Source organism: Mesorhizobium newzealandense (genome assembly GCF_042682145.1).
GTDB lineage: Bacteria > Pseudomonadota > Alphaproteobacteria > Rhizobiales > Rhizobiaceae > Mesorhizobium > Mesorhizobium newzealandense.
Genome location: NZ_JBHUGZ010000010.1, coordinates 20,032 through 41,371, shown reverse-complemented (window position 1 = coordinate 41,371; position 21,340 = coordinate 20,032). Strand labels below are relative to the sequence as shown.

18 protein-coding genes are annotated in these 21,340 nt (G+C 62.0%); 3 read left to right on the top strand and 15 right to left on the bottom strand.

What is annotated here, in order from left to right:
• Positions 1-10 precede the first annotated feature (10 nt).
• Genes ACFSOZ_RS14560 through ACFSOZ_RS14525 form a run of 8 tightly spaced genes read right to left on the bottom strand, consistent with a single transcriptional unit; the run spans position 11 to position 9,469 of the window.
• Positions 11-2,662, bottom strand: coding sequence for a GAF domain-containing protein (locus ACFSOZ_RS14560; protein ID WP_379099034.1), 2,652 nt, complete (start codon positions 2,660-2,662; stop codon positions 11-13).
• Complete coding sequence (locus ACFSOZ_RS14555; RefSeq protein WP_379099031.1) at positions 2,628-3,212, bottom strand: SCO family protein; 585 nt, start codon at positions 3,210-3,212, stop codon at positions 2,628-2,630. The genes ACFSOZ_RS14560 and ACFSOZ_RS14555 overlap by 35 nt, the downstream gene beginning before the upstream one ends.
• On the bottom strand, positions 3,209-4,231 hold the full coding sequence (locus ACFSOZ_RS14550; protein WP_379099028.1) for an ABC transporter substrate-binding protein: 1,023 nt from the start codon (positions 4,229-4,231) through the stop codon (positions 3,209-3,211). The genes ACFSOZ_RS14555 and ACFSOZ_RS14550 overlap by 4 nt, the downstream gene beginning before the upstream one ends.
• 44 nt (positions 4,232-4,275) lie before the next feature.
• Positions 4,276-5,283 (bottom strand): ABC transporter substrate-binding protein, encoded by a 1,008-nt coding sequence (locus tag ACFSOZ_RS14545; protein ID WP_379099026.1) that lies wholly within the window; start codon positions 5,281-5,283, stop codon positions 4,276-4,278.
• 30 nt (positions 5,284-5,313) lie between these two features.
• Entirely contained in the window at positions 5,314-6,321 is a 1,008-nt protein-coding gene (locus ACFSOZ_RS14540) for an ABC transporter substrate-binding protein (RefSeq protein ID WP_379099024.1), read from the bottom strand.
• A 44-nt stretch (positions 6,322-6,365) separates the two neighbouring features.
• Positions 6,366-7,376, bottom strand: coding sequence for an ABC transporter substrate-binding protein (locus ACFSOZ_RS14535; RefSeq protein ID WP_379099021.1), 1,011 nt, complete (start codon positions 7,374-7,376; stop codon positions 6,366-6,368).
• A gap of 45 nt (positions 7,377-7,421) precedes the next feature.
• On the bottom strand, positions 7,422-8,426 hold the full coding sequence (locus tag ACFSOZ_RS14530; protein WP_379099019.1) for an ABC transporter substrate-binding protein: 1,005 nt from the start codon (positions 8,424-8,426) through the stop codon (positions 7,422-7,424).
• 29 nt (positions 8,427-8,455) lie between these two features.
• Positions 8,456-9,469, bottom strand: coding sequence for an ABC transporter substrate-binding protein (locus ACFSOZ_RS14525; protein WP_379099016.1), 1,014 nt, complete (start codon positions 9,467-9,469; stop codon positions 8,456-8,458).
• Positions 9,470-9,961: 492 nt separating this feature from the next.
• Between ACFSOZ_RS14525 and ACFSOZ_RS14520 the strand changes: the two genes are divergently transcribed.
• Together ACFSOZ_RS14520 and ACFSOZ_RS14515 are read left to right on the top strand one after the other, a co-directional pair.
• A complete protein-coding gene (locus ACFSOZ_RS14520) occupies positions 9,962-11,800 on the top strand; it encodes an adenylate/guanylate cyclase domain-containing protein (protein WP_379099014.1) in 1,839 nt (612 codons plus the stop codon).
• Between the two features lie 143 nt (positions 11,801-11,943).
• On the top strand, positions 11,944-12,384 hold the full coding sequence (locus ACFSOZ_RS14515) for a lipid-binding SYLF domain-containing protein (RefSeq protein ID WP_379099011.1): 441 nt from the start codon (positions 11,944-11,946) through the stop codon (positions 12,382-12,384).
• A gap of 198 nt (positions 12,385-12,582) precedes the next feature.
• On the opposite strand, the gene ACFSOZ_RS14510 is transcribed toward ACFSOZ_RS14515, so the two are convergent.
• From ACFSOZ_RS14510 to ACFSOZ_RS14485, 6 genes are all read right to left on the bottom strand, one after another.
• Positions 12,583-13,473: a LysR substrate-binding domain-containing protein gene (locus ACFSOZ_RS14510; RefSeq protein ID WP_379099008.1), complete on the bottom strand. Its 891-nt coding sequence runs from the start codon at positions 13,471-13,473 to the stop codon at positions 12,583-12,585.
• A gap of 353 nt (positions 13,474-13,826) precedes the next feature.
• Positions 13,827-14,729 carry a sensor domain-containing diguanylate cyclase gene (locus ACFSOZ_RS14505; protein WP_379099005.1) on the bottom strand — a complete coding sequence of 301 codons (903 nt, stop codon included), beginning with the start codon at positions 14,727-14,729 and terminating at the stop codon, positions 13,827-13,829.
• Between the two features lie 760 nt (positions 14,730-15,489).
• Positions 15,490-15,735: a MoaD/ThiS family protein gene (locus ACFSOZ_RS14500; protein WP_379099002.1), complete on the bottom strand. Its 246-nt coding sequence runs from the start codon at positions 15,733-15,735 to the stop codon at positions 15,490-15,492.
• Positions 15,735-17,999, bottom strand: coding sequence for a xanthine dehydrogenase family protein molybdopterin-binding subunit (locus ACFSOZ_RS14495; RefSeq protein WP_379098999.1), 2,265 nt, complete (start codon positions 17,997-17,999; stop codon positions 15,735-15,737). The genes ACFSOZ_RS14500 and ACFSOZ_RS14495 overlap by 1 nt, the downstream gene beginning before the upstream one ends.
• A 1-nt stretch (position 18,000) precedes the next feature.
• Complete coding sequence (locus ACFSOZ_RS14490) at positions 18,001-18,477, bottom strand: (2Fe-2S)-binding protein (RefSeq protein WP_379098996.1); 477 nt, start codon at positions 18,475-18,477, stop codon at positions 18,001-18,003.
• Positions 18,477-19,337, bottom strand: a complete 861-nt coding sequence (locus ACFSOZ_RS14485; RefSeq protein WP_111543202.1) for an FAD binding domain-containing protein — start codon at positions 19,335-19,337, stop codon at positions 18,477-18,479. The genes ACFSOZ_RS14490 and ACFSOZ_RS14485 overlap by 1 nt, the downstream gene beginning before the upstream one ends.
• Positions 19,338-19,582: 245 nt before the next feature.
• On the opposite strand from ACFSOZ_RS14485, the gene ACFSOZ_RS14480 reads away from it, so the two are divergent.
• Complete coding sequence (locus ACFSOZ_RS14480) at positions 19,583-20,026, top strand: SRPBCC family protein (protein WP_379098992.1); 444 nt, start codon at positions 19,583-19,585, stop codon at positions 20,024-20,026.
• Positions 20,027-20,211: 185 nt separating this feature from the next.
• Here ACFSOZ_RS14480 and ACFSOZ_RS14475 read toward each other — a convergent pair whose 3' ends face one another.
• Positions 20,212-21,216 carry an aldo/keto reductase gene (locus ACFSOZ_RS14475; RefSeq protein ID WP_379098989.1) on the bottom strand — a complete coding sequence of 335 codons (1,005 nt, stop codon included), beginning with the start codon at positions 21,214-21,216 and terminating at the stop codon, positions 20,212-20,214.
• Positions 21,217-21,340: the final 124 nt, after the last annotated feature.

Genomic DNA, 21,340 nt, shown 5'->3' with positions numbered 1-21,340 from the left:
ATTCGTTTGCTCATGCGGCCCTCACGTCCTTGTTCACCCGGATTGGTACCTTGAAACGGAATGTCGACCCTGACCCGAACACGGACTCGACGTCTATGGTTCCGCCATGCATTTCGACGATGCGCTTCGAGATCGCCAGGCCAAGACCTGTGCCACCCTTCTGCCTGGTGCTGCTGTTGTCGACCTGCTGGAATTCTTCGAAGATGAGAGCCTGGTCCTTGGACGCGATGCCGGGACCGGTGTCTCGGACGGTGATCTCGAAGTGCCCGTCGACCGCATCGGCAAGAATGTCGACTGCACCCGTTTCGGTGAACTTGACGGCATTGCCTGCAAGATTGAGCAGGACCTGCGTCAAACGGCGTTCGTCCCCGCGGCCGATTGGAAGGTTCTCGGCAACAGTCGTTGAAAGCTCAAGACCCTTCGCTCGCGCCAGCGGCTCGACAGCCGCAACGGTCGATCGAACAATCTGCGCGACGGAGTAGTCCTCGATCGCCAGCGTGAGCTGGCCGGCTTCGATCTTGGAAAGATCGAGTACGTCGTTGATGAGCCCGAGGAGGTGACGGCCGTTTGCCTGCACGCGCGCGACGGTCGTCTTTGCCCTGTCCGGGAGTTCGCCGTAGATGCCGTCGACCAGCAGTTCTGTGAAGCCCAAGACCGAATTGAGCGGTGTCCTGAGCTCGTGGCTCATATTCGCGAGGAACTGGGACTTGTGGCGGCTAGCTGCCTCCAGCTCCAGGCCTTTCTCCTCGATCTCGCGGAACAGCTTGGCATTCTGGATCGCGAGCACCGATTGGGCTGCGAAGGTCTCCAGCAGGTGGACAACTTGCTCATGGAAGGCACCTGGCTTGTGGCGCCTGACGACCAGTGCACCGACGATCTTGTTGGGCCTCAGCAGCGGAACGATCAGGATACCGCGATATCCGGCATCGACGATCGTCTTTCTAAGGAAGGATGAGGTCTCCTCGCTGAGGTCGGGAAACTGCACCGGCATGCAGCGCCCGGGTGCGTCGCCGATCCCCATGTCGGCCAGCCCGATCGTCTGGTGTGAGACTGCGGCGATAAGCTCATCGCTCATACCGAAGTTTGCGCGCGGACGGAATTGCTGCCGCGTGCTGCTGAACACGTAGATGGTGCCAGCATCCGTCTCCGACAACTGGACCGCTTTGGCGACGATCGTTTTCAGCACCGTGTCGAGATCCAGCGTCGAATTGACCGCCTTGCTCACCTCACCAAGCGCCTCGAGCTCACCAACAGACGCGGCAAGCTCGCGCGTCCGTGACTGCACCGCCTCGAAGAGCCGCGCATTCTCGATGGCGATCACCGCCTGGTCGGCGAATGTCTCGACGAGTGCGATCTCCTTGGGATTGAAAGGTTGCGGCTCAACCCTCGTCATGACGAATACGCCAACGAGATCACCTTCCCGCAACAGCGGGGCAGCGAGGACGGTGCGGAATCCGCCTGCCTCAGCGATCAAGGCAACGCGGTAGTCCGGATCAGCGGTCACGTCTTCAATTTGTACGATCCGCCGTTCTTCGATTACGCGCCCTACGGCGGAGCCTCGGCCTGCGGCAAGCGCTGGAACTGGATTGGCGTCGACATAAGCCCGGAAACTGGGCGGGTAGCCATGCGTCGACACATAGCGGAATGCGCCATCCAGCAACTGCACGATACCACCCTTGTCGGCACGGCAGAGCCTGACAGCCGATTCCACCAACGTATCGAGCACGACCTGCAGATCGAAGGTAGAGCGGCTGATGACCTTCAGAACGTCTGCAGTGGCTGTCTGCTGCTGAAGGGCTTCGTCGAGTTGCTGGGTGCGCGTCTCAATCTCCTGATACAGGCGCCCCAGCTGGTCGGAGGTCTGGTTGACGTTGGCGGCAAGCACTCCAAGTTCGTCGCGATTGGCGACGGCAACCTGTTGGGCGAAGTCGCCGGCCGCTATCTGGCTGAGACGCGCTTCGATCTTCTTGACCGGTTCGATCAACGACCAGGAGATGATGTAGCCGAGCCCCAACGCCAGCAGGATACTGCCCACCGCAAACGAGACCACGATCAGTCTGGACGTGCCGTACGCACCCTCGGTGGTTTCGATGGCCGCCACCATGTCGGCTTCGGCCATGTTGACCAGCTGGTTTGTCAGCCGCTCGAGGCGATCGGCCGACGGTATGATTTCATCAAGCTGAACCTTGCGCGCCTCGTCAGTGCGGCCGGCGTGGACGAGCTCTGCCACGTGCGTCACCCCGGCTGTCAGCCGTTCGTACTCTTGCCTGACCTGGCCAAGCACTTCCACCTCGGCTTTGGCGACGAACTCCATGCGGTCGAGGTCGTAGCCGAACTGATTGAGCTGGCGCAGCGCCGCATCCAGCATCCGGTCGTCCTGAAGCAACAGACCGGTGGAGATGCCGTAGAGCTGGGTGGTCGTATCGTGCTGTACCTGGCGATAGGCCGCGATCCGTCGCTGCAGCTTGATCAGCTCGTTGGTCTGATCGTTGACCCCACTCAGCACCTGCAACCCGACGGCCCCGAGCACGATCAGCAGGCCGACGATCGACAGGAACGCGATCAAGAGCTTGGTCTGGACGCGCGCCGGCAGCCGGGCAACCCAGCCAACGAGCCGGTTCGTTATGCTATTTGGATTCGTCCAAGAGGCTGACAAGGTCATCCCGGAACTCCTCCAAGTCGAACCGGACGCCAAGATACTGTACTCGCAAGATGCCATTGGGGTCTACGAGCGACGTCAACAAGGTATGGTCGACTTCTCCGTTCGCCGCCTTCTTCGCGAAGACCCCGTATTTCCGTCCCACCTCATGGACGACTGCCGGATCACCGGTAAGAAACGACCAGCCCTTCAGATCGGCGCCAAAATTCTGCGCATATTCCTTCAAGACATCGGGCGTATCGCGCTCCGGGTCGACGGTGATCGAAACAAAGTCGATCTTCGATCCGAACGTAGAGCCCAGCTTCTCCTGCACGCTGGCCATATGGGCGGTCAGCATGGGGCAGACGTCGGTACAGTACGTATAGATGAAGGCGATGGCGACCACCTTGCCGCGGAAGTCGCGCAGCGACACCGGCTTGTGGTCCTGCGATATCAGCGTGAAATCCGGTGCAGCGCCCATCATCGGCAGGCGCTCGTCGTGCGGCGCGTCGTGCGCGTATGCCGGCCCGGCCATCAACGCCAGCAGTAAGATGCGCGCCGGCCACTCGCTCACGTTTTCATCTCGCGCTTGATCTCGTTGAGGAAACGCCAATCCGTGCCGTTGGCGATGATCTTGTTAGGGCCGGCCTTGATGAAGCCGACTTCGTTCATCCGCAGTGCGTAGAAGCGCATTGTGTCTTCGGGGTCGAACTCCCGCCACACGTCGTAGCGCGCTTCGCGCAAGCCTTCCAACGCATAGTCGTATCGATCGGTGAACTTGCCATCGACCGATAGTTGCGCAGCCAGTTCGGGATCCGACGCGCAGATGTCGGCGGCCTTGAGAATGGCTCGCAGCACGCGTTTGGTCGCGGCCGGGTGTCTGTCGACATAGTCCGCGCTGCAGGCAAGCATGCAGCAGTAGTGTTGCGACCATGGCCGGTCGGCGGTCGTATTGAGGATCGTGTGGCCGAAGTTCCGGACGCGCTGCTCCTGCGGCTCGGGTGGCACCGCCAGAAAGGCATCGACCTTTCCTTCGTTAAAGAGTTGCATCGAGCTGACGTCCGGGTTCGCGACCCACTCGAGATCGGTGGCGGGATCAAGACCGACAAAGGCGGCCATGAGGGTCACGAGCACGTGCGGAGCTGACGTCAGCGCGAACACGCCCACCCTCTTGCCCTTGAGGTCGGCGATGCTGTTGATGCTTTCGTTGACGATCAGTTCGAGGCAGCCGGAGTGCAGGCCGGTGACTACCTTTATCGGCATGCCGGCTTCGATCATCGCGATGGTCACCGGCACGAATTGCCAATCGAAATCGATCTCGCCACGCGCCATCCACACCGAGGTGTCCTGCAGCATATCCTTGTCCCAATCCGGCACCACGTACCGGACATCAGTGAAGCCTTCGGCCCGCAGTAGGTCCTGAGCAACGAATTGTGGCGCCCAGCAAGCACCCGCCAATCCATTCGCCAGGCGGACCGTCGTCGTTTCCGGGGCCGGTTCGGCCCAGGCATCGGTAGCGGTGCCGAGCAGGCCAGTGGCGCCAGCTGCCGCAGCGCCGGTCAGGAAGTGGCGGCGGTTCTGGATGATCTGCACGAGTCTCTCCTCCCTTGAAAAAGCACAGCGTCTCGGCGATAGGTCTACGTCTTCAGCTCTCGCTTCAGCTCGTTGAGGAACCGCCAATCGGTACCGTCTGCGATGATCTTCTGGGGGCCCGACCTGATCATGCCGGCCTCTTGAAGCCGCAGCGCGTAGAACCGGATCGTGTCTTCCGGATCGTATTCTCGCCACTTGTTGTAAGGCACGTCGGTCATCGTCTGCAGCGCGTAGTCATAGTTGGCCGTGAATCCGTCATCGACGATCTGTCGTGCGACGCGCTGTGGCTCAGAGACGCAAAGGTCGGCGGCTTTCAGAATGGCGCGGACGACGCGCTTGGTCGCGATCGGATTGTTGTGAACGAAGTCGGCGTTGCCGGCCAGCATGCAGCAAAAATACTGCGACCAGGGACGATCGACGGCGCTGTTGACGACTACGTGGCCGACGTTTTGGGCGCGCAGTTCTTGAGGTTCGGGGGGGAAGCCGAGGAACGCATCGATTTCCCCTCGCGTGAAGAGTGTCATTGGTTTGATGGTCGGGCTGGTGACCCAATTTATGTCCTTGACTGGATCCAGCCCGACATAGGCCGCCATGCCCGTCAGAAATACATGCGGACTCGAGCCCAAGCCCTGGACGCCGACACTCTTGCCCTTCAGGTCTCTAATCCCGCGGATATTCTCGTTTCCGAATAGCTCAAAGCAGCCAGGGTGCACCCCGGCCAGCACCGAGATCGGGCCCCCTGCATCCATCGTCACCACAAGCGGCGCGACGAAATTCAAAGTAAAGTCCAGCTCGCCACTCGCGACCGCGTCAGATTGCCCCGCGGCTGTCTCAGTCATTACATAGCGAACCTCAGTGAAGCCCTCCGCATGCAACAACTCCTCGGCAACATATTGGGGCGCGATGCAGATGCCCCTGATCTTTGCAAGGCGGACGCTGGTCGTTTCCGGCGGTGGCTCTGCGGGGAGCGATTGCCGGACCCCAACGAGGCTCGCGGCGCCAGCAGCCGACAGGCCGACCATGAAACGGCGTCGATTCTGAATGATCCGCATGTCACGCTTCCTCCCTGGGACAAAGCAGGCTCAGATTTTCAACTCACGCTTGACCTCGTTGAAGAACTGCCAATCGGTGCCGTGCGCGATGATGTCGTTTGGGTTCGACTTGACCATCCCGGCTTCATGCAGCCGCAGCGAGAAGAATCTCATCGTGTCCTCGGGATCGAAGTCGCGCCAATTGGAGTACGGGAGCTCGCGGAGCGACTGCACGGCGTAGTCGTAGTGTTTGGTGCGTCCGCCATCCACCAGAAGGCGCGCAACCCGCTCCGGCTCGGCCGCGCAGATGTCGACCGATTTTAGCATGGAACGGACGACCCGCTTGGTGGCAGCCGGATTCTTCTCCGCATAGCCAGCGTTGACCGCCAGCATGCAGCAGTAATACTGCGACCACGGCCGGTCCTTCGCGCTGTCGAGTATGACGTGGCCGACTTTGCGGGCGCGGAGGTCTTGAGCCTCAGGCGGAAAAGCCAGGAAGGCGTCGACCTTGCCTTCGGCGAAGAGCTCCGCCGGCTTTGCCGCGCCGACGATCCATTCGATGTCGCGTTGCGGATCGAGCCCGACGTAAGTCGCCATGGCGCTGACGAAGATGTGCGGATCCGATGTCAGGTTATAGCCGACGCCGACCTTGCGGCCTTTGAGATCCGTGATGCTTTTGATGTCCTCGCGTCCAAACAATTCGTAGCAGCCGACATGCATGCCGGAGATCACCTTGATCGGGGCGCCGGTGTCGATCGGAATGACGAGCGCGGTTGCAAAGTTGATGGCGAAGTCGATATCGCCGCGCGCTAGCATCTCGGTCTGTGCGATACCGGGCTCCATTGCGACATAGCGAAAATCCGATAGGCCCTCCGCCCGGATCAACTCCTCGGCGACATATTGCGGAGCGATGCAGATGCCTGGTCCCGCCGCCATGCGAGCGCTGATGGTTTCAGGTGGGGCCTCGGTTGCTGCCGCATTGCGGCCGTTGGCAAGGCCCGCTGCTGCGAGCGCCGACAGGCCTGTGAGGAACCGGCGACGGTTCTGGATAATCTGCACGAGTCTCTCCTCCCTTGAAAAAGCACAGCGTGTCGGCGATAGGTCTACGTCTTCAACTCACGCTTGAGCTCGTCGAGAAAGCGCCAGTCCGTTCCATCGGCGATGATCTGCTGTGGGCTCGACTTGATCATGCCCGTCTCGTGCATGCGCAACGCGTAGAAGCGCATCGAGGCTTCGGCATCGTAATCCCGCCACCTGTCGTACCGGATGTCGTGCAGCGTTTGCAGCGCGTAGTCGTAGCTGGGCACGAACCCTCGATCGACCACTTGCTGCGCTACCAATGGCGGATCCGACGCGCAGAGGTCGGCGCCCTTGAGGATGGCCCTGAGCACGCGCTTTGTCGCCACCGGATGTCTGTCGACATAATCCGCAGTCGCGGAAATCATGCAGCAGAAGTGCTGCGACCACGGCGGGTCGGTGGTCGAGTTGAGGATTGTGTGGCCTACTTTCTTGGAGCGAAGTTCCTGCGTGCGGGGCGGTTGGCCGAGCACTGCATCGTACTTTCCTTCGACGAAGCCTTCCGCAAAATTGTGCTCTTCGATGACCCATTCGATGTCGTTGACGGGATCGAGCCCAACATAGGCGGCCATCAGAGAAACCAACACGTATTGCGGCGAATCCAGCGTAAAGACCCCAACCCGCTTTCCCCGCAGGTCCGAGATGCCTTTGACCCTGTCGTTGGCGATCAGTTCGAGGCACCCGGAGTGCAGTCCGCTTAGTACCCTGATCGGCACGCCAGCATCGATCGACGCCAGATGAATCGGTACATAGTTCACACTGAAATCCGTCTCGCCGTTTGCGATCCACGCCGAATGATCAACCTTCTTGTCACCTTGCACGTAGCGGACATCGGTGAACCCCTCGGCGCGCAGCATCTCTCCGGCGAGGTACAGGCCCGCCCAGCAATAGGCGCCGCCGATGTACCGCGGCAGGCGGACCGAGGTGGTCTCCGGCAGCGGCTCAGCCCAGGCTCGTGTCGTGGTGCCGATAAGGCCGGCGACGCCGGCTGACGCAGCGCCGGCCAGGAAGCGCCGGCGGCTCTGGATGATTTGCATAAGCCTGTCCTTCCTCGATAGGGCGCACGGCGTGTTGGCGATTGCCTACGTCTTCAACTCCTTCTTCAGTTCGCTGAAGAAGCGCCAGTCGGTGCCTTGGGCCAAGAGCTTCTGGGGGGTGCTCTTGAGCATCCCGATCTCGTGGAGGCGCAAGGCGTAGAAGCGCAGGGTGTCCTCAGCGCTATACTCACGCCAACCGTAGGGGAGCCCCTTTATGACCTGGAGGGCATGGTCATAGCGCCTAGTATAGCCCTGCTCCACCAAGAACCGGGCGGACTGCTCGGGCTCGCTGGTGCAGAAATCCGCCGCTTTCAAGATGGCGCGGAGGGCGCGTTTGGTGGCCACCGGATTCGTGCGGACGAACTCCCGGTTCCCAGCCAACATGCAGCAGAAGTATTGCGACCAGGGCCGGTCCACGGTGCTGCTAATCACCACATGGCCGATCTGCTGCTCCCGCATCTCCTGCGGTTCGGGGGGAAAGCCCAGGTAGGCATCGATCTTCCCCTCACTTAGGAGCCGGATGGACTCGGGTCCCGGATGCGTGACGAACTGTATGTCCTTATGGAGGTCCAGGCCCACATAAGCCGTCATAGCGGCGAGAAAGACGTATCGGCTGGAATCCAGCGACGGCACGGCCACGGTCTTCCCCTTGAGGTCGCGGATCGCTTGCACGCGATCGGTCCCGAACAGCTCAAAGCAGCCGACGTGGAGTCCAGCCAGGATGACGATGGGATCCCCAGCCTCCAGGTGGAGAAGGAGCGGGGCGGCGAAATGCGCACTGAGGTCGGCTTCACCAGAGGCGAGAGCCGGCGCGATGTCTGCGGTCCCCCTCTTTTGGAGGTAGTGCACCTCTGTGAACCCTTCGCTGCGCAGCAGTTCTTCGGCTACATACTGGGGGGCCTGACAGATGCTGGGAATCCGGATGAGCCGGATCCGCGTCGTTTCCGGCGGTGGCTCTGCGGAGAGCGATTGGCGGACCCCAACGAGGCTCGCGGCGCCGGCTGCCGAAAGGCCGGCCAGGAAGCGCCGGCGGCTCTGGATGATTTGCATCTCCACGTCTCCCCTTGAGACAAATGGGATCAGGTTTTCAGCTCACGCTTCAACTCGTCGAGCAAGCGCCAGTCGGTTCCGTTGGCGATGATCTGTTGCGGGCTCGATTTGATCATGCCCGTCTCCTGCATGCGCAGTGTGTAGAACCGCAGGGAGTCTTCAGGATCGAATTCCCGCCAGCGGTCGTACCGGATATCCTTGAGCGTTTGGAGCGCGTAGTCGTACGACGGGACGAAATCGCGATCGACCATCTGCTGCGCCACCCGTTGCGGATCCGACACGCATAGGTCGGCGGCCTTGAGGATGGATCGCAAGACCCGCTTGGTCGCCACCGGGTACCTGTTCACGTAGTCCGTGGTGGCGGAGATCATGCAGCAGAAATACTGTGACCATGGGCGGTCGACGGCATTGTTGAGGATCGTGTGGCCGATCTTCTTGGCGCGCAGCTCCTGCGGCTGGGGCGGCGTGCCGAGGAATGCGTCGATCTTTCCCTGGACGAAGAGTTCCGTCGGCTTGACGTCCTCAGTCAGGACCCACTGGATATCGTTCACGGGATCGAGCCCGACATACGCGGACATGAGGGTCAGCCACTTGTGTCGCGAGTTGTTGAAACCATCCACGCCCACCCTCTTGCCCCGCAGATCCGTGACGCTGCGGATGCTCTCCTTGGCGATCAGTTCGAGGCATCCCGAGTGCAACCCGGTTAGCACCTTGATCGGCACGCCGGCGTCGATCGACGCGATCTGATTGGGCGGAAAGTTCACGGAGAAATCCGTCTCACCGCGTGCGATCCATTCCGATTGGTCGACGGTTTTGTCGGCTTCCACGTAGCGAATGTCGGTGAAGCCCTCTGCGCGCATCAGTTCTCCGGCGATGTACGCGCCTGCCCAGCAGTAGGAACCACCAACCCTCCGCGGCAGACGAACCGTCGTTGTTTCCAGCGGCGGCTCCGCGTGGAGTGACTCCGGAAGACCGACGATACCGGCAGCGCCTGCCATCGCAGCGCCGGCCAGGAATCGGCGGCGGGTTTGCATGATCTGCATCCGTACGCTCCACTTCCGAATCGCAAACGGCAAATTCTGGCCGGAACCGAGCAAAAGAGGTTTCGGCGGAGGCAGATGGTCTCGTGGGTGCGACGAGTAGACGAGTAGTTGTGGATTCTATCGCGCCCAGTCCGCTGCGGGAGTCTTGCGCTCTCAGTCGCCGGCTCATGTATTAGTAACCGACGATACGCCGACGATACGCCCAATTTGCGTTGGTTGCGAGCGCAAAACTTACTACGTCAAACGTCCCGCCAGCACCTCGCGCTGACGCGGGGTGGAAAGCCCCGGTCTCGCGATGAGCTGCTATGCATCAGAGGACGCTACTTGCGCCGTTGAGAACCTCGCTCCTGGGTTCAGCTGCTGGTAAGCTGCGCTTGAGTGTTGCGCCTTCATGGACTCATACTGGCCGATGGGCGTCAAATCGGCAGCTCTCCAAGTTGGACACCGGTCATGGCAACTGCGCGGGTCGAGCGACGACTTACGGCCATTTTGATGGCCGACGTCGTCGGCTATTCGCGCCTCGTCGAGCAGGACGAAGCCGGGACGCTGTCCGCTCTGAAGAATCTCCGCTACGACATCCTCGACCCGCTGCTGTCGGACCACCGCGGCCGAATGATCAAGCTCTTGGGCGACGGCTTCCTCGCCGAGTTCGCCTCGGTCGTTGATGCAGTCAACTGCGCGGTCGCCGTGCAGAAGCAGGCTGCCGCCGGACAGGCGGAGATCGCCCCGGAGAGGCGCATTGTCTTGCGCATCGGCATCAATCTCGGCGACGTGGTGGTCGAGGACCACGATCTCCTCGGCGACGGTGTGAACATCGCTGCCCGTCTCGAGCAGCTTTGCGAGCCGGGCGGCGTGCTCATCTCCGGCACGGCCTATGATCATCTCCAGGGCAGGTTCGGCTTGCCGCTCGACTATGCGGGCGAGCAGCAGGTGAAGAACATCGCCCGGCCGGTGCGCGCCTATCGCGTCGACTTCGACGGCACCCGTCAGCCTTGGCGGATGCGCTTCCGGCCATATTCCCGGCGTCTGAGATGGGCCGCGGCACTCGCAGCCATTGTGTTGGTGGCAGGCGCATCCTGGAGCGCATTCATGCGGTCGGGCGCAGCACCGGGCAGCACCTCGAACCGTCCCTCGGTCGCCGTCCTGTCGTTCGACGACATGAGCGGCAACTCGGCGCCCACCTACTATGGCGACGGTGTCGCCGAGGACATCATCTCCATGCTGTCGCGGGTCCCCGACCTGAAGGTCGTCGCCCGCAATTCGTCCTTCACCTACAAGGGCCGCCCCGTCGATGTGCGGCAAGTGGGCAAGGAACTCGGCGTTACGCACGTGCTCGAAGGCAGCATCCGCAAGGACGCCGACCGACTGCGGATCGTCGCGCAGCTCATCGATGCCAAGACCGGCGAGCATGTCTGGGCGGAGCGCTTCGACCGCTCGGGCACGGACCCCTGGGCTCTCCAGGACGAGGTAACCGAGAAGATCGTTGCGGACCTCGTCGGCGACATCGGCACCCTCAAGAAGGCGCAGTATCGTGATGCATGGGGCAAGGACAGCACCAGCCTCCAGGAATACGACTACTACCTCCGCGCTCACGACTTGCTGACCCGGCTCCAGCTCGAGCCAACGGAACAGGCGCGCCAGGTTTCGATAGAGGGGCTGTCCAAATTCCCGGGTTCAGCGCTTCTTAAGCTGGAACTCGGCTATGCCTACTTCGTGCGCGGCTGGAACGGCTGGAGCCAGGACCCGACGGCGGACTATCGCCAAGCCGGCGCTCTCGTGAGGGAGGCGTTGGCTCAACCGGCTCCGTCGCCGATGGAGCGCAGGCTCGGGCATTTTCTGTCCGCCTTCATCCTTTCGACCGAACGAAAGTTCGAGCTGGCGCTTGGCGAAGCGGAGGCGGCGATCGACCTTTCGCCCCACGATGTCTACATGCTCGCCGCTCTGAGCCAGATTTCAGTCATGGCGGGGAACACTGAGCAGGCCCTCGAATGGATCGATCGCGCGGCGTCGCTGGACGCGAACCCCGAGATATCGCAGGAGTTGGCCGTCTATCGAGGCTGGACGCTGGCCGTCAGCGGCAAGTATGAAGAGTCGCTCGCAGCCTTCAGTGGTGACCACGATACCGAGTCGACCTTCGGTCCGGTAATGCGAGCGATTGTGCTCAATCGCCTGGGCCGCACCGAGGCGGCGGCGGCCGAGCTCGGGAAGGCGCTCCAGATCGATCCGAAGTTCACCCAGGCCAAATGGCGCGAGCTCTCCTTCTACAGCGATCCGACGATCGTCGAGCACGAAATCGCAGACCTCGCGAGCCTCGGGCTGCCGGAGAAGTGAGCTTTCGTGGCGGCCTTCTCGCAGCCGGATTCAGGCCGCGTGCTTGGAACCAATGACGGGCGAGACTGTTCAGTTGTAACTTTGACACGACGCGGACCCGCCCTGCCGGCTGGGTAAGCGGCGATCCTTGAGGAGTTCTCATCATGAAGATTTCGTCCCCATTTCGTTCAGTCGCGTTTGCCGTCGTCGCCGCCGCGGGAGTGAGCCTTGCCGGCGCCGCGCATGCCGACAGCGGTACGATCCGCTTCGCCGTCTACAAGGCTGCGTTCTTTGTGGGTGGCTCTGGAGGCGAGGGCACGCTGACCTACCATGGTCGCCGCTATCCCATCTCTGTCGGCGGCATCTCGGGCGGCCTCGCCTTCGGGGTTTCCAAGACCTATTTCAAAGGTACCGTGCGCCATATCAGTCGCGTCCGGGATGTGACGGGGGTCTACGGTGCGGCGGGCGGTGGCGGTGCGCTCGGCAAAGGGGCCCAGGTGATCGTCATGACCAATGCCAAGGGCGCCCAACTCGAACTCACAGGCAAGCAGGTAGGCATGCAAGTCAACGCCGACCTCAGCGGTATGGCCATCACGGTGAAGTAAGGGCCGTCGTGCCTGCAGTCGGCCCACTACGCTGAATACAAGTCGGCTTTCTAGCGCTACCATCCAGGAAGCGGCCGTTCCACAGTCGGCCCAAAACCTTTCGTCCAGTCGTTCCCTTTGGCCATCTTCCTTTTGGCCAAAGGTGGCGCAGGCGAGAAGGTGGGCGCCAAGCGTGTGAGCGGCCGGTGCCCCTGGCCTTCAGGACCATGTGGCCTCGGCCGAAACCCACTTACGGAACGCGGCGATACGAGGGTCGGTCCAGCAATCTCTTCTGCCACACAAGTAATAGGCCTCCCTGTCGTCGGAGATCTGCATATCCTTGAACGGCAGGACCAGTTCTCCCTTGGTGATCTCTTCGTGGAGCACAGAGAGGTCTCCGATCGCGACGCCCTGGCCCATGGCCGCGGCACGATAGGCCATATCGCCGCTGGGAAAGACCTCACCCGAGTTCACGTCAAGAAGGTTCGGCGCAAATCGCCCAGCCCAAACTTCCCAATCGTGCCGATCAGGCGTTTCATGCAGCAGGTTATGGTGAACCAGGTCGGCAGGAGAGGTCAGTGGCACGCCTCTCTCCAGCAGCTTTGGAGAGCAAACTGGGGTGAGGGGGGCTCGCATCACCAGCACCGCCTCGATATCTTTCGGCCGGTTTGGATAACCGCAGTCAAAGGCGAGATCGAACTCACCTCCGAAGAAAATTTCCCAGTCATAGGGAGCGGTCGTTACCCGTACACCGATTGCAGGCCATTGCTGCTTGAAACGGTCAAGTCGCGGTAGCAGCCACCGAATGGAGAAGGTGGGCGGGCAGATGACCTTCAGATGCCGAGGCTGGCGTTGAAGGTCTTGAGTTCCCGCGGCAATGCTCTCGAACGCGGCCGCCAGGATGGGTTGGAAATTGCGGCCGGCATCGGTCAAGACCAACCGGCGCGGCAATCGCCGAAACAATTCCACCTGCAATGCTTCTTCCAGGAGCTTGACGTGCCTGCTGATCGCTCCTTCGGTCACGCATAGCTCCTCAGCCGCGCGCGCAAAGCTTTCATGGCGCGCGGCTGCTTCAAACGCCCGAAGCGCATTGAGTGAAGGGAGATGCATCGACTGTCACTACCTCAGGAATTCTGAGCCTCCGCCTGAGAAAGACTGGTTTGTAGCCGGTACGCTGTCTGCCTACGCTGTCATCTGCAAGCGTGAGGTTGGCACGGAGGCCTGACTGTGAGCAACAATCTTCTGGCGTCGACGTTACAGCACTCGGTCTGGGCGGTTCGAGCAATCAGAATAACAGGCTATGTCTCAAGATGGCGGGAACGGCATTTCTACCGCCGTGACCTCGCGCGACTATCCGAGGTAGCGCCGCACATGATCGACGATATTGGCTTGACGAAAGACCAAGTCGAGTCTGAACTTGCAAAGCCATTCTGGCGATGATCGGGTCCTGTGCGACAGACTTATCAAGCTGCCAAATGGATGCGATTTCGGCCGGCTATTTTTGCGGAATAGAGGGCACTGTCGGCCCGCGCCAGCACGTCGGCAACGATGTCGCTCACCTGGGCCGTCGCGATACCTGCCGAGAACGTGTATCCAAATTCAGGGCGATCTCTGAGGGGTCTTGAGCTGCGAATGGCGGCCAGCATGCGCGCCACGATCAGCTCAGCCGCGTCCGTTGATGTGTTCGGCAGCACCAACAGAAATTCCTCACCTCCCACGCGGCCAAAACAATCGCTCCGTCTCACTTCCCGCTGGATCCGCGCTGCGAAGTCCCGCAAGATAGTGTCACCCGCCTGATGTCCGAACCTGTCGTTGACGTATTTGAAGTTGTCGAGATCGAGCACGCAGACGCAGCCAAGTTCATTGCGCGATTCCGATCGCCGGAGCATTTCTTCCAAACGGGCGGTCACAAAGCGTCGATTGGCAACACCGGTGAGCTCATCCGTATTAGAGGCCTTTATGGCTACGTCCCGGTCTTGCCGAACCGATCGTCCGCTGGCCCGCAATTTCGTGATGTCGTTGGCGATGCAAAGCATCCAGCCTTCACGGTCAACAGTCTCCGTCATCCAGAGCCAGCGTCCTTCAACAAGATCCGTCTCAAATGCCCTGAACCCGATTTTGCCGCGTCTCGACAGCGTGGGGATCAACCAGGCTTCGAAATCCCGCTCCCTTATGACAGTTCCTCTGCCCGCATAGAAATTGCGGCGCATGAGATCTGGCCACAACGGCGTCTCGTCGGGGTCAACGAAAAATGCCGAACGAAATGCTTCATTTGCGTAGCGCAGGCGATCGAAACTGTCATACGCCGCCACCAACACCGGCGTGTGATCGAAGAGATGGAGAAGCTTGCTGGAAATCTCATCCATCCCGCCTTTTACAGGCTCAGGCTTAAGGGGAAATTACCCTTTGAGAACGACCGGGTTTAACGCGTTGCGGGCACCGTCGCGGCCTTTCGGATGAGCGGCTTTGAATGTCCGTTTCCCACCCGTTGCCGTCATTTGGCGTTCTCGAATATCTGGCGGGCGTCGCTTGCGGGCGTTGCGTGGTCAGTCGGAGGCCAATGGTATTTCTGATGGAACGCTAATATACTTAGACGGTCGAAGGAGCAGCGCCTGCCAGATACTGAGGAATGCCATGCGAAGGTTCATCGTCACGGCAATATGTATCGTCGCCGCAACAGCTGCCAGCGCCCATGATTGGTACGAAGACAAGATTGACCCGCAGACGAAATTCAAGTGTTGCGGTGGCTCTGATTGCCGCGCCATACCACGCTCTTCGGTGCGGTTAAGGATCGACGGCGGCTATATTTACTTGCCGCACAATTTCATCATCCCACGGGACCGTGTACAGGAATCCCAAGATGATCAATTCCACATCTGCGAGAATACCTACGTGGTAACCAATCAGCTGTATTTGCGTTGTTTTTTCGCACCTCGTGTCAAGATCTCGCTGCTTCTCCCGAGGCCAAGGTAAATACCGCACGCCAGAAGGCATGTGCCGGCCTCTGTGGGCGAGCCGGCCTCAACCGACCTGAATGCGGCGGGTCACCTGTTGGCTGCTCTCCCAGCAGGTGTGTTTTTGGCAGGCCAGGTCTTTGCCGTCTATGGCAGCGAGACGCTTGTCCAATTATCCCCCAGCCAACCTCGGCAGCAGGAAGATTTCAGCGCCTTTTGGCAATTCCTTCGACCAGGTGTCGCGATAGATCGTCCCGTCGATGGCGACGGCGATGCCACGGTCGATCAAGGGCTCGATGCCTGGATACTGTTCAGCCAGCTTCCTGAACAGCTCCCTTATGTCCTTGGCCTCGATCTCGACCTTGTTCTTGCCTCCGGCGGCCGCGCCAAGCGATCCCCAGAGCGTGACTTCGACCATCAGCCTGCCCGTTTCGTCTCGATCGCCGCCAGGATGCGTGGCGGCGACATCGGAATATGGGTCATCCGTACGCCCGCGGCGTTCGACACCGCATTGGCGATCGCCGCCAGCGGCGGCACGATCGAAGTCTCGCCGACACCGCGCACCCCATAGGGGTGGTTGGGGTTGGGGATCTCGAGGATCTGCGTGTCGATCATCGGCAGGTCCGAGCAGACCGGGATGCGGTAGTCGAGGAAGCCGGGGTTCTGCAGCCGCCCGTCCTTGCCGTAGATATACTCCTCGTTGAGCGCCCAGCCGATGCCTTGCGCGGCACCGCCCTGGTACTGTCCCTCGACATAGGTCGGGTGCACCGCCTTGCCGGCATCCTGCACCACCGTGTAGCGAATGACCCTGGTGGCGCCGGTCTCGGGATCGACCTCGATATCGCAGATATGGGTGGCGAAGGAGACGCCCGCGCCGTCGGCGACGAGCTCGCTGTGGCCGGCGATCGGTCCGCCGGTCTTGCCCGACGCGAGCGCGATTTCCTTCAGCGACAGCTTGCCAAGATTGCCGTGCTTCTCGCCCTTGGCAATCGCGTGGCCCATTTCCCAGACGACGTCGTCGACGGAAATGTCCCACATCTGCGCGGCGCGTTCGCGCAGGATCCTGATCGCGTTGCGGGCGGCCGAGATCGTCGCCATGGAGGACGAGAAGGTGCCCCGGCTGCCGTCCGTCATGTCGTTGTAACCGAGGCTGGAGGTGTCGGCGACGATCGCCTTGACCTGCTCATAGGCGATGCCGAGTTCCTCCGCCGCCACCAGCGACAGCGATGCGCGGGAACCACCGACATCGACCGTGCCGACGGCAAGCGAGACCGAACCGTCCATGCCGATGTTGAGATCGGTGCAGGTCTGGCCGCCGAAGTTGAACCAGAAGCCGCAAGCCATGCCACGGCCCTGGTTCTTGCCCAGCGGCGCCTTCATGTGCGGATGGTTCTTCACCGCTTCGAGCGTCGGGCCGATGCCGATCGGGCCATAAACCGGGCCGTAGGACGATCTGGTGCCTTCCTGCGCGGCGTTCCGGATCCGGAACTCGACCGGATCCATGCCGATCTCCTTGGCCAGCTCGTCGACGGCACTTTCCACCGCGAACGCCGCCATCGGCGCCGACGGCGCGCGATAGGCCGCGGTCTTCGGCCGGTTGACCAGCACTTCGTAGCCGACCGTCTTGACGTTATCGAGCTTGTAGCAGGCAAACGCGGTCATGGCGCCGATCTCGGCCCAGGAGCCGGCATAGGGGCCGCAGGAATAGCGCAGCGTCGCTTCGGCTGCGGTGATGGTGCCGTCCTTGCGGGCGCCGATCTTGACGTCGATCGAGGTGGCGCTGGTCGGGCCCGAGGCGCGGAACACCTCGTCGCGGGTCATCACCAGCTTCACCGGCCGTCCGGCCTTGCGCGACAGCGCCAGCGCCACCGGCTCGGCCCAGACATGGGTCTTGCCACCGAAGCCACCGCCGATCTCCGAGGAGGTGACGCGCAGCTTCGAGGCTTCCATGCCAAGCAACTGCGCGCAGTGCTGGCGGTAGACGAAATGGCCTTGCGTGCAGACCCAGAGGTCTGCGGTGCCGTCGGAGCTGACGCTCGCCACGCAGGCATGCGGCTCGATATAGCCCTGGTGCGTCTGCTCGGTCTTGAAGGAACGCTCGACGATGAAATCGGCGTGGCCGAAACCCTGATGGACATCGCCGTGGCCAAACTGGCTGCGCTTGGTGACGTTGGAGGGTTTTACCGGCTTTTCCTCAAGGCCTTCGGTGAAGATTGCGTCGTTGATGAGAGGCGCGGAGTGCTTCATCGCCTCGTCGACATCGGTGACATGCGGCAACAGCTCGTAGTCGACCTCGATCAGCTTCAGCGCCTGCCTGGCCGTGCGGGCGTCGACGGCGGCGACCGCGGCCACCGCATGGCCGTCATAGAGTGCCTTGCCGCGCGCCATGCAATTGTCGAGGACGTCGTACATGGCGGCATCGCCATCGGTGAGGTCCGGCAGGTCGGCAGCGGTGATCACCGCCTTGACGCCGGGGAGCTTCTCCGCCTTCGAGGTGTCGATCTTCCTGATTTTCGCGTGCGCATGCGGGCTGCGCAGAACACGCCCGACCAGTTGGCCGGCCATGTTGAAGTCGGCGCCGTAGCGGGCGCGGCCCGTGACCTTGTCGACGCCGTCGGGACGGATCGGCCGCGTGCCGACGGATGTGAACTTACGCCCCGAAAAACGCGGATCGAAATTCATCTCAAGCTCCCTTCATCACGGTTGCCGCGTCCTGGACGGCGCGCACGATCTTGTCATAGCCGGTGCAGCGGCAGAGGTTCCCGGCGAGGCCGAAGCGGATTTCCTCCTCGGTCGGATCGGGGTTCTTGGCCAAAAGGTCCTTCGCCGCGATCAGGAAGCCCGGCGTGCAGATGCCGCATTGCAGTGCCGCGTGCTCGAGGAACTTCTGCTGCAGTGGATGCAACTGATCGCCATGCGCCATGCCCTCGACGGTCTCGATGTGCCGGCCTTCAGCTTCCGCGCCGAGCACGAGGCACGAGCACACCAGGCGGTCGTCGAGGACGATGCTGCAGGCGCCGCAGTCGCCGGTGCCGCAGCCTTCCTTGGCGCCCGTCAGCCCGAGGCGATCGCGCAGGACATCGAGCAGCGTCTCGTCCGGCTGGCAAAGATACTCGACAGTGTCGCCGTTGATTGTGGTTGAAACTGCTACACCAGCCATCATTTGCCTCCTGCACGTGCATAGGCTGAAGTGGCGGCCCGCTTGGCCAGCACACCCGCAACCTTCCTTCTGAATTCGACGGTGCCGCGCTTGTCGTCGATGGGACGGCAGGCACCCGAGCAGACCTTGGCGAGCCTCTCAAGCGCGGCTTCGTCGAGCTTGGAGCCGATCAGAACCTGCGCGGCCTCCTCAACCAGAAGCACCGTTGGCGCCGCTGCGCCGATAGCCACGCGGGCCGCTATGACGACACCGCTCTCGTCGAGCGTCAAATTCACGCCGGCGCTGACCACCGCGATATCCATCTCGGTGCGTGGAATGAAACGCAGATAGGCATCGCCCGAGCGCGGTGGGCGCTTGTCGAGCAGGATCGCCTCGATGATCTCGCCTTTGGCCAAGGACGTCTTGCCCGGGCCGGTCGGCACGCTCTCGACGGGAATCGTGCGCCTGCCCGCCGGGCCGACGACCGATGCCCTGGCGCCGGCCGCGACCAGCGCCGGCACGCTGTCGGCCGCCGGCGAGGCGTTGCAGAGATTGCCGGTGATCGTGCAGCGCCCCTGGACCTGCTTCGAGCCGATCAGCTTGGCCGCTTCGACGACGCCGGGCCATGCCTTCTTCAGGGCTGCGCTCTCTCCCAGGACGGCGCAGGGGACCGCGGCACCGATGCTGAAGCCGTCGGCCGTTTCCCTGATCTCGCTCAAGCCCTCGATCGCCTTGATGTCGACGATCAGGTCGGGTTCGACAAAGCCGCCCTTCATTCTCACCAAGAGGTCGCTGCCCCCGGCAAGAATGGCGGCCGTACCGGCCGACCCGGCCAGCTGGCCGACGGCATCTTCGATTGAAAGCGGACGTATGTAGCGCATCGTCTCCCCTTGGTCTTCGCGATCTCAGCGACCGTTATAAACAGTCTCCTCATAATGGCTATCCGGTTCGTCATTTGCGTCGATTGGGCCAGGCGGCGCAAAATCGAGTCCCAAATCAACGGGGACCGCCGTACGCATGCGTCAATCGGATAGGCCGAGGCCTCAAAAAATCCGTGCGCTTGTGTCGGATTGGCCAGACCCAGTTCTTCCTTGGGGCATCGACAGACATGATGAAAGGATAGGATATGCCCGGCACCGTACGTATGCATCGCGTCCTCACGACCAGCCCGGAGAAGGTCTATCGCGCCTTCGTTGAAGCGGACGCGCTGGCGAAATGGCTTCCGCCGAACGGCTTCACCTGCACGGTCCATCACTTCGAGGCAAAGGTCGGCGGCACGTTCAAGATGTCTTTCCGCAACTTCACGACCGGCAACAGCCATTCCTTCGGCGGCGAGTATCTCGAACTCGTTCCGGCCGAGCGCCTGCGATACACCGACAGGTTCGACGATCCTAACCTCCCCGGCGAGATAGAGGTGACGGTGATCTTGAAAAAAGTGTCGGTCGGCACCGAGATTGACATCACCCAGGCCGGCATTCCGGACGTCATCCCGGTCGAGGCCTGCTATCTCGGCTGGCAGGAGTCGCTCAAGAACCTGGCAAGGCTCGTCGAACCCGAGATCGATCAATAGGCTATTCCAGGAAAAGTGCGCAGCGGTTCTCTGTCCGCAATTGCGTAAAACAAGTAGCCGCAGCGACGGATGCGGCGGCCGGAGGACCGGCCGTCGATCAACGTCGGAGCCAAAGGCAGCAACGGGCTTTGAGATGACTTTCGGGAAGCGCTTGTTCACTATGTCCGTTCTTGCTCCGAGTGCCTCTACCGGTCGACCATCGCCAGGCCGCGCTCGCCATAGCGTGGGCCGGAGATTTTTCCCGGCGCAAGCGCCTCGTCGAGCGCGGCCATCTCGGCGGCGTCGAGCCGGATCGCTGCGGCGGCGATGTTCTCCTCCAGATATTTCCTCCGCTTGGTGCCTGGGATCGGCACGATGTCGACGGCGAAATCCGTGCCCTTGTGCAGCAGCCAGGCCAGCGCGACCTGGCCGGGCCTGGCGCCCTTGCTCGCCGCGATGTCGCGCACCTTGGCCGCTGCCTCGACATTGGCGTCGTAGTTTTCGCCCTGGTAGCGCGGATCGTTGCGGCGGTAATCGCCCTCGGGATAGTCCTCCGCGCGCTTGACCTCGCCGGTCAGGAAACCGCGGCCGAGCGGCGAGAACGGCACCAGGCCGATGCCGAGTTCGCCGAGCAGCGGGATGATCTCCGGCTCCAGATTGCGCTCCCACAGCGAATACTCGCTCTGCACCGCCGACACCGGATACACGGCATGCGCCCGGCGGATGTTGGCCGCGCCCGCCTCGGACAGGCCGAAGAAGCGCACCTTGCCTTGCGCGACCAGCTCGCCGACCGTGCCGGCGACATCCTCGATCGGCACAGCCGGGTCGACGCGGTGCTGGTAGAGCAGGTCGATATGGTCGGTGGCGAGCCGGCTGAGCGAGGCGTCCACAACCGCGCGGATATGCTCGGGCCGGCTGTCGGTTCCGTCGAGCTGCTTGCCGTTTTCGATGCGGAAGCCGAATTTGGTGGCGATGGTAACTTGGTCGCGCTTGCCCTTCAGCGCCCGGCCGAGCAGTGCCTCATTGGTATGAGGGCCATAGACCTCGGCGGTGTCGAGGAAGGTGCAGCCGAGTTCGATGGCGCGGTGCAGCGTGGCGATGGATTCGGCCTCATCGGCCGGGCCGTAGTGCTGGCTCATGCCCATGCAGCCGAGGCCGATGGCCGAGACGTGCAGCCCCTGGCTGCCGAGCTTGCGTGTTTTCAGGGTCATGGCTGGCGTTCTCCGGTGGGGGGATGCCAGACTTATAGCAGCCGCTCGCTCAATTCCCACAGCCGTTCTGTCGCATGGAGATCGACGGCACGGTCAAGGCGGTGGCGTGAGATCAGGCTCTTTT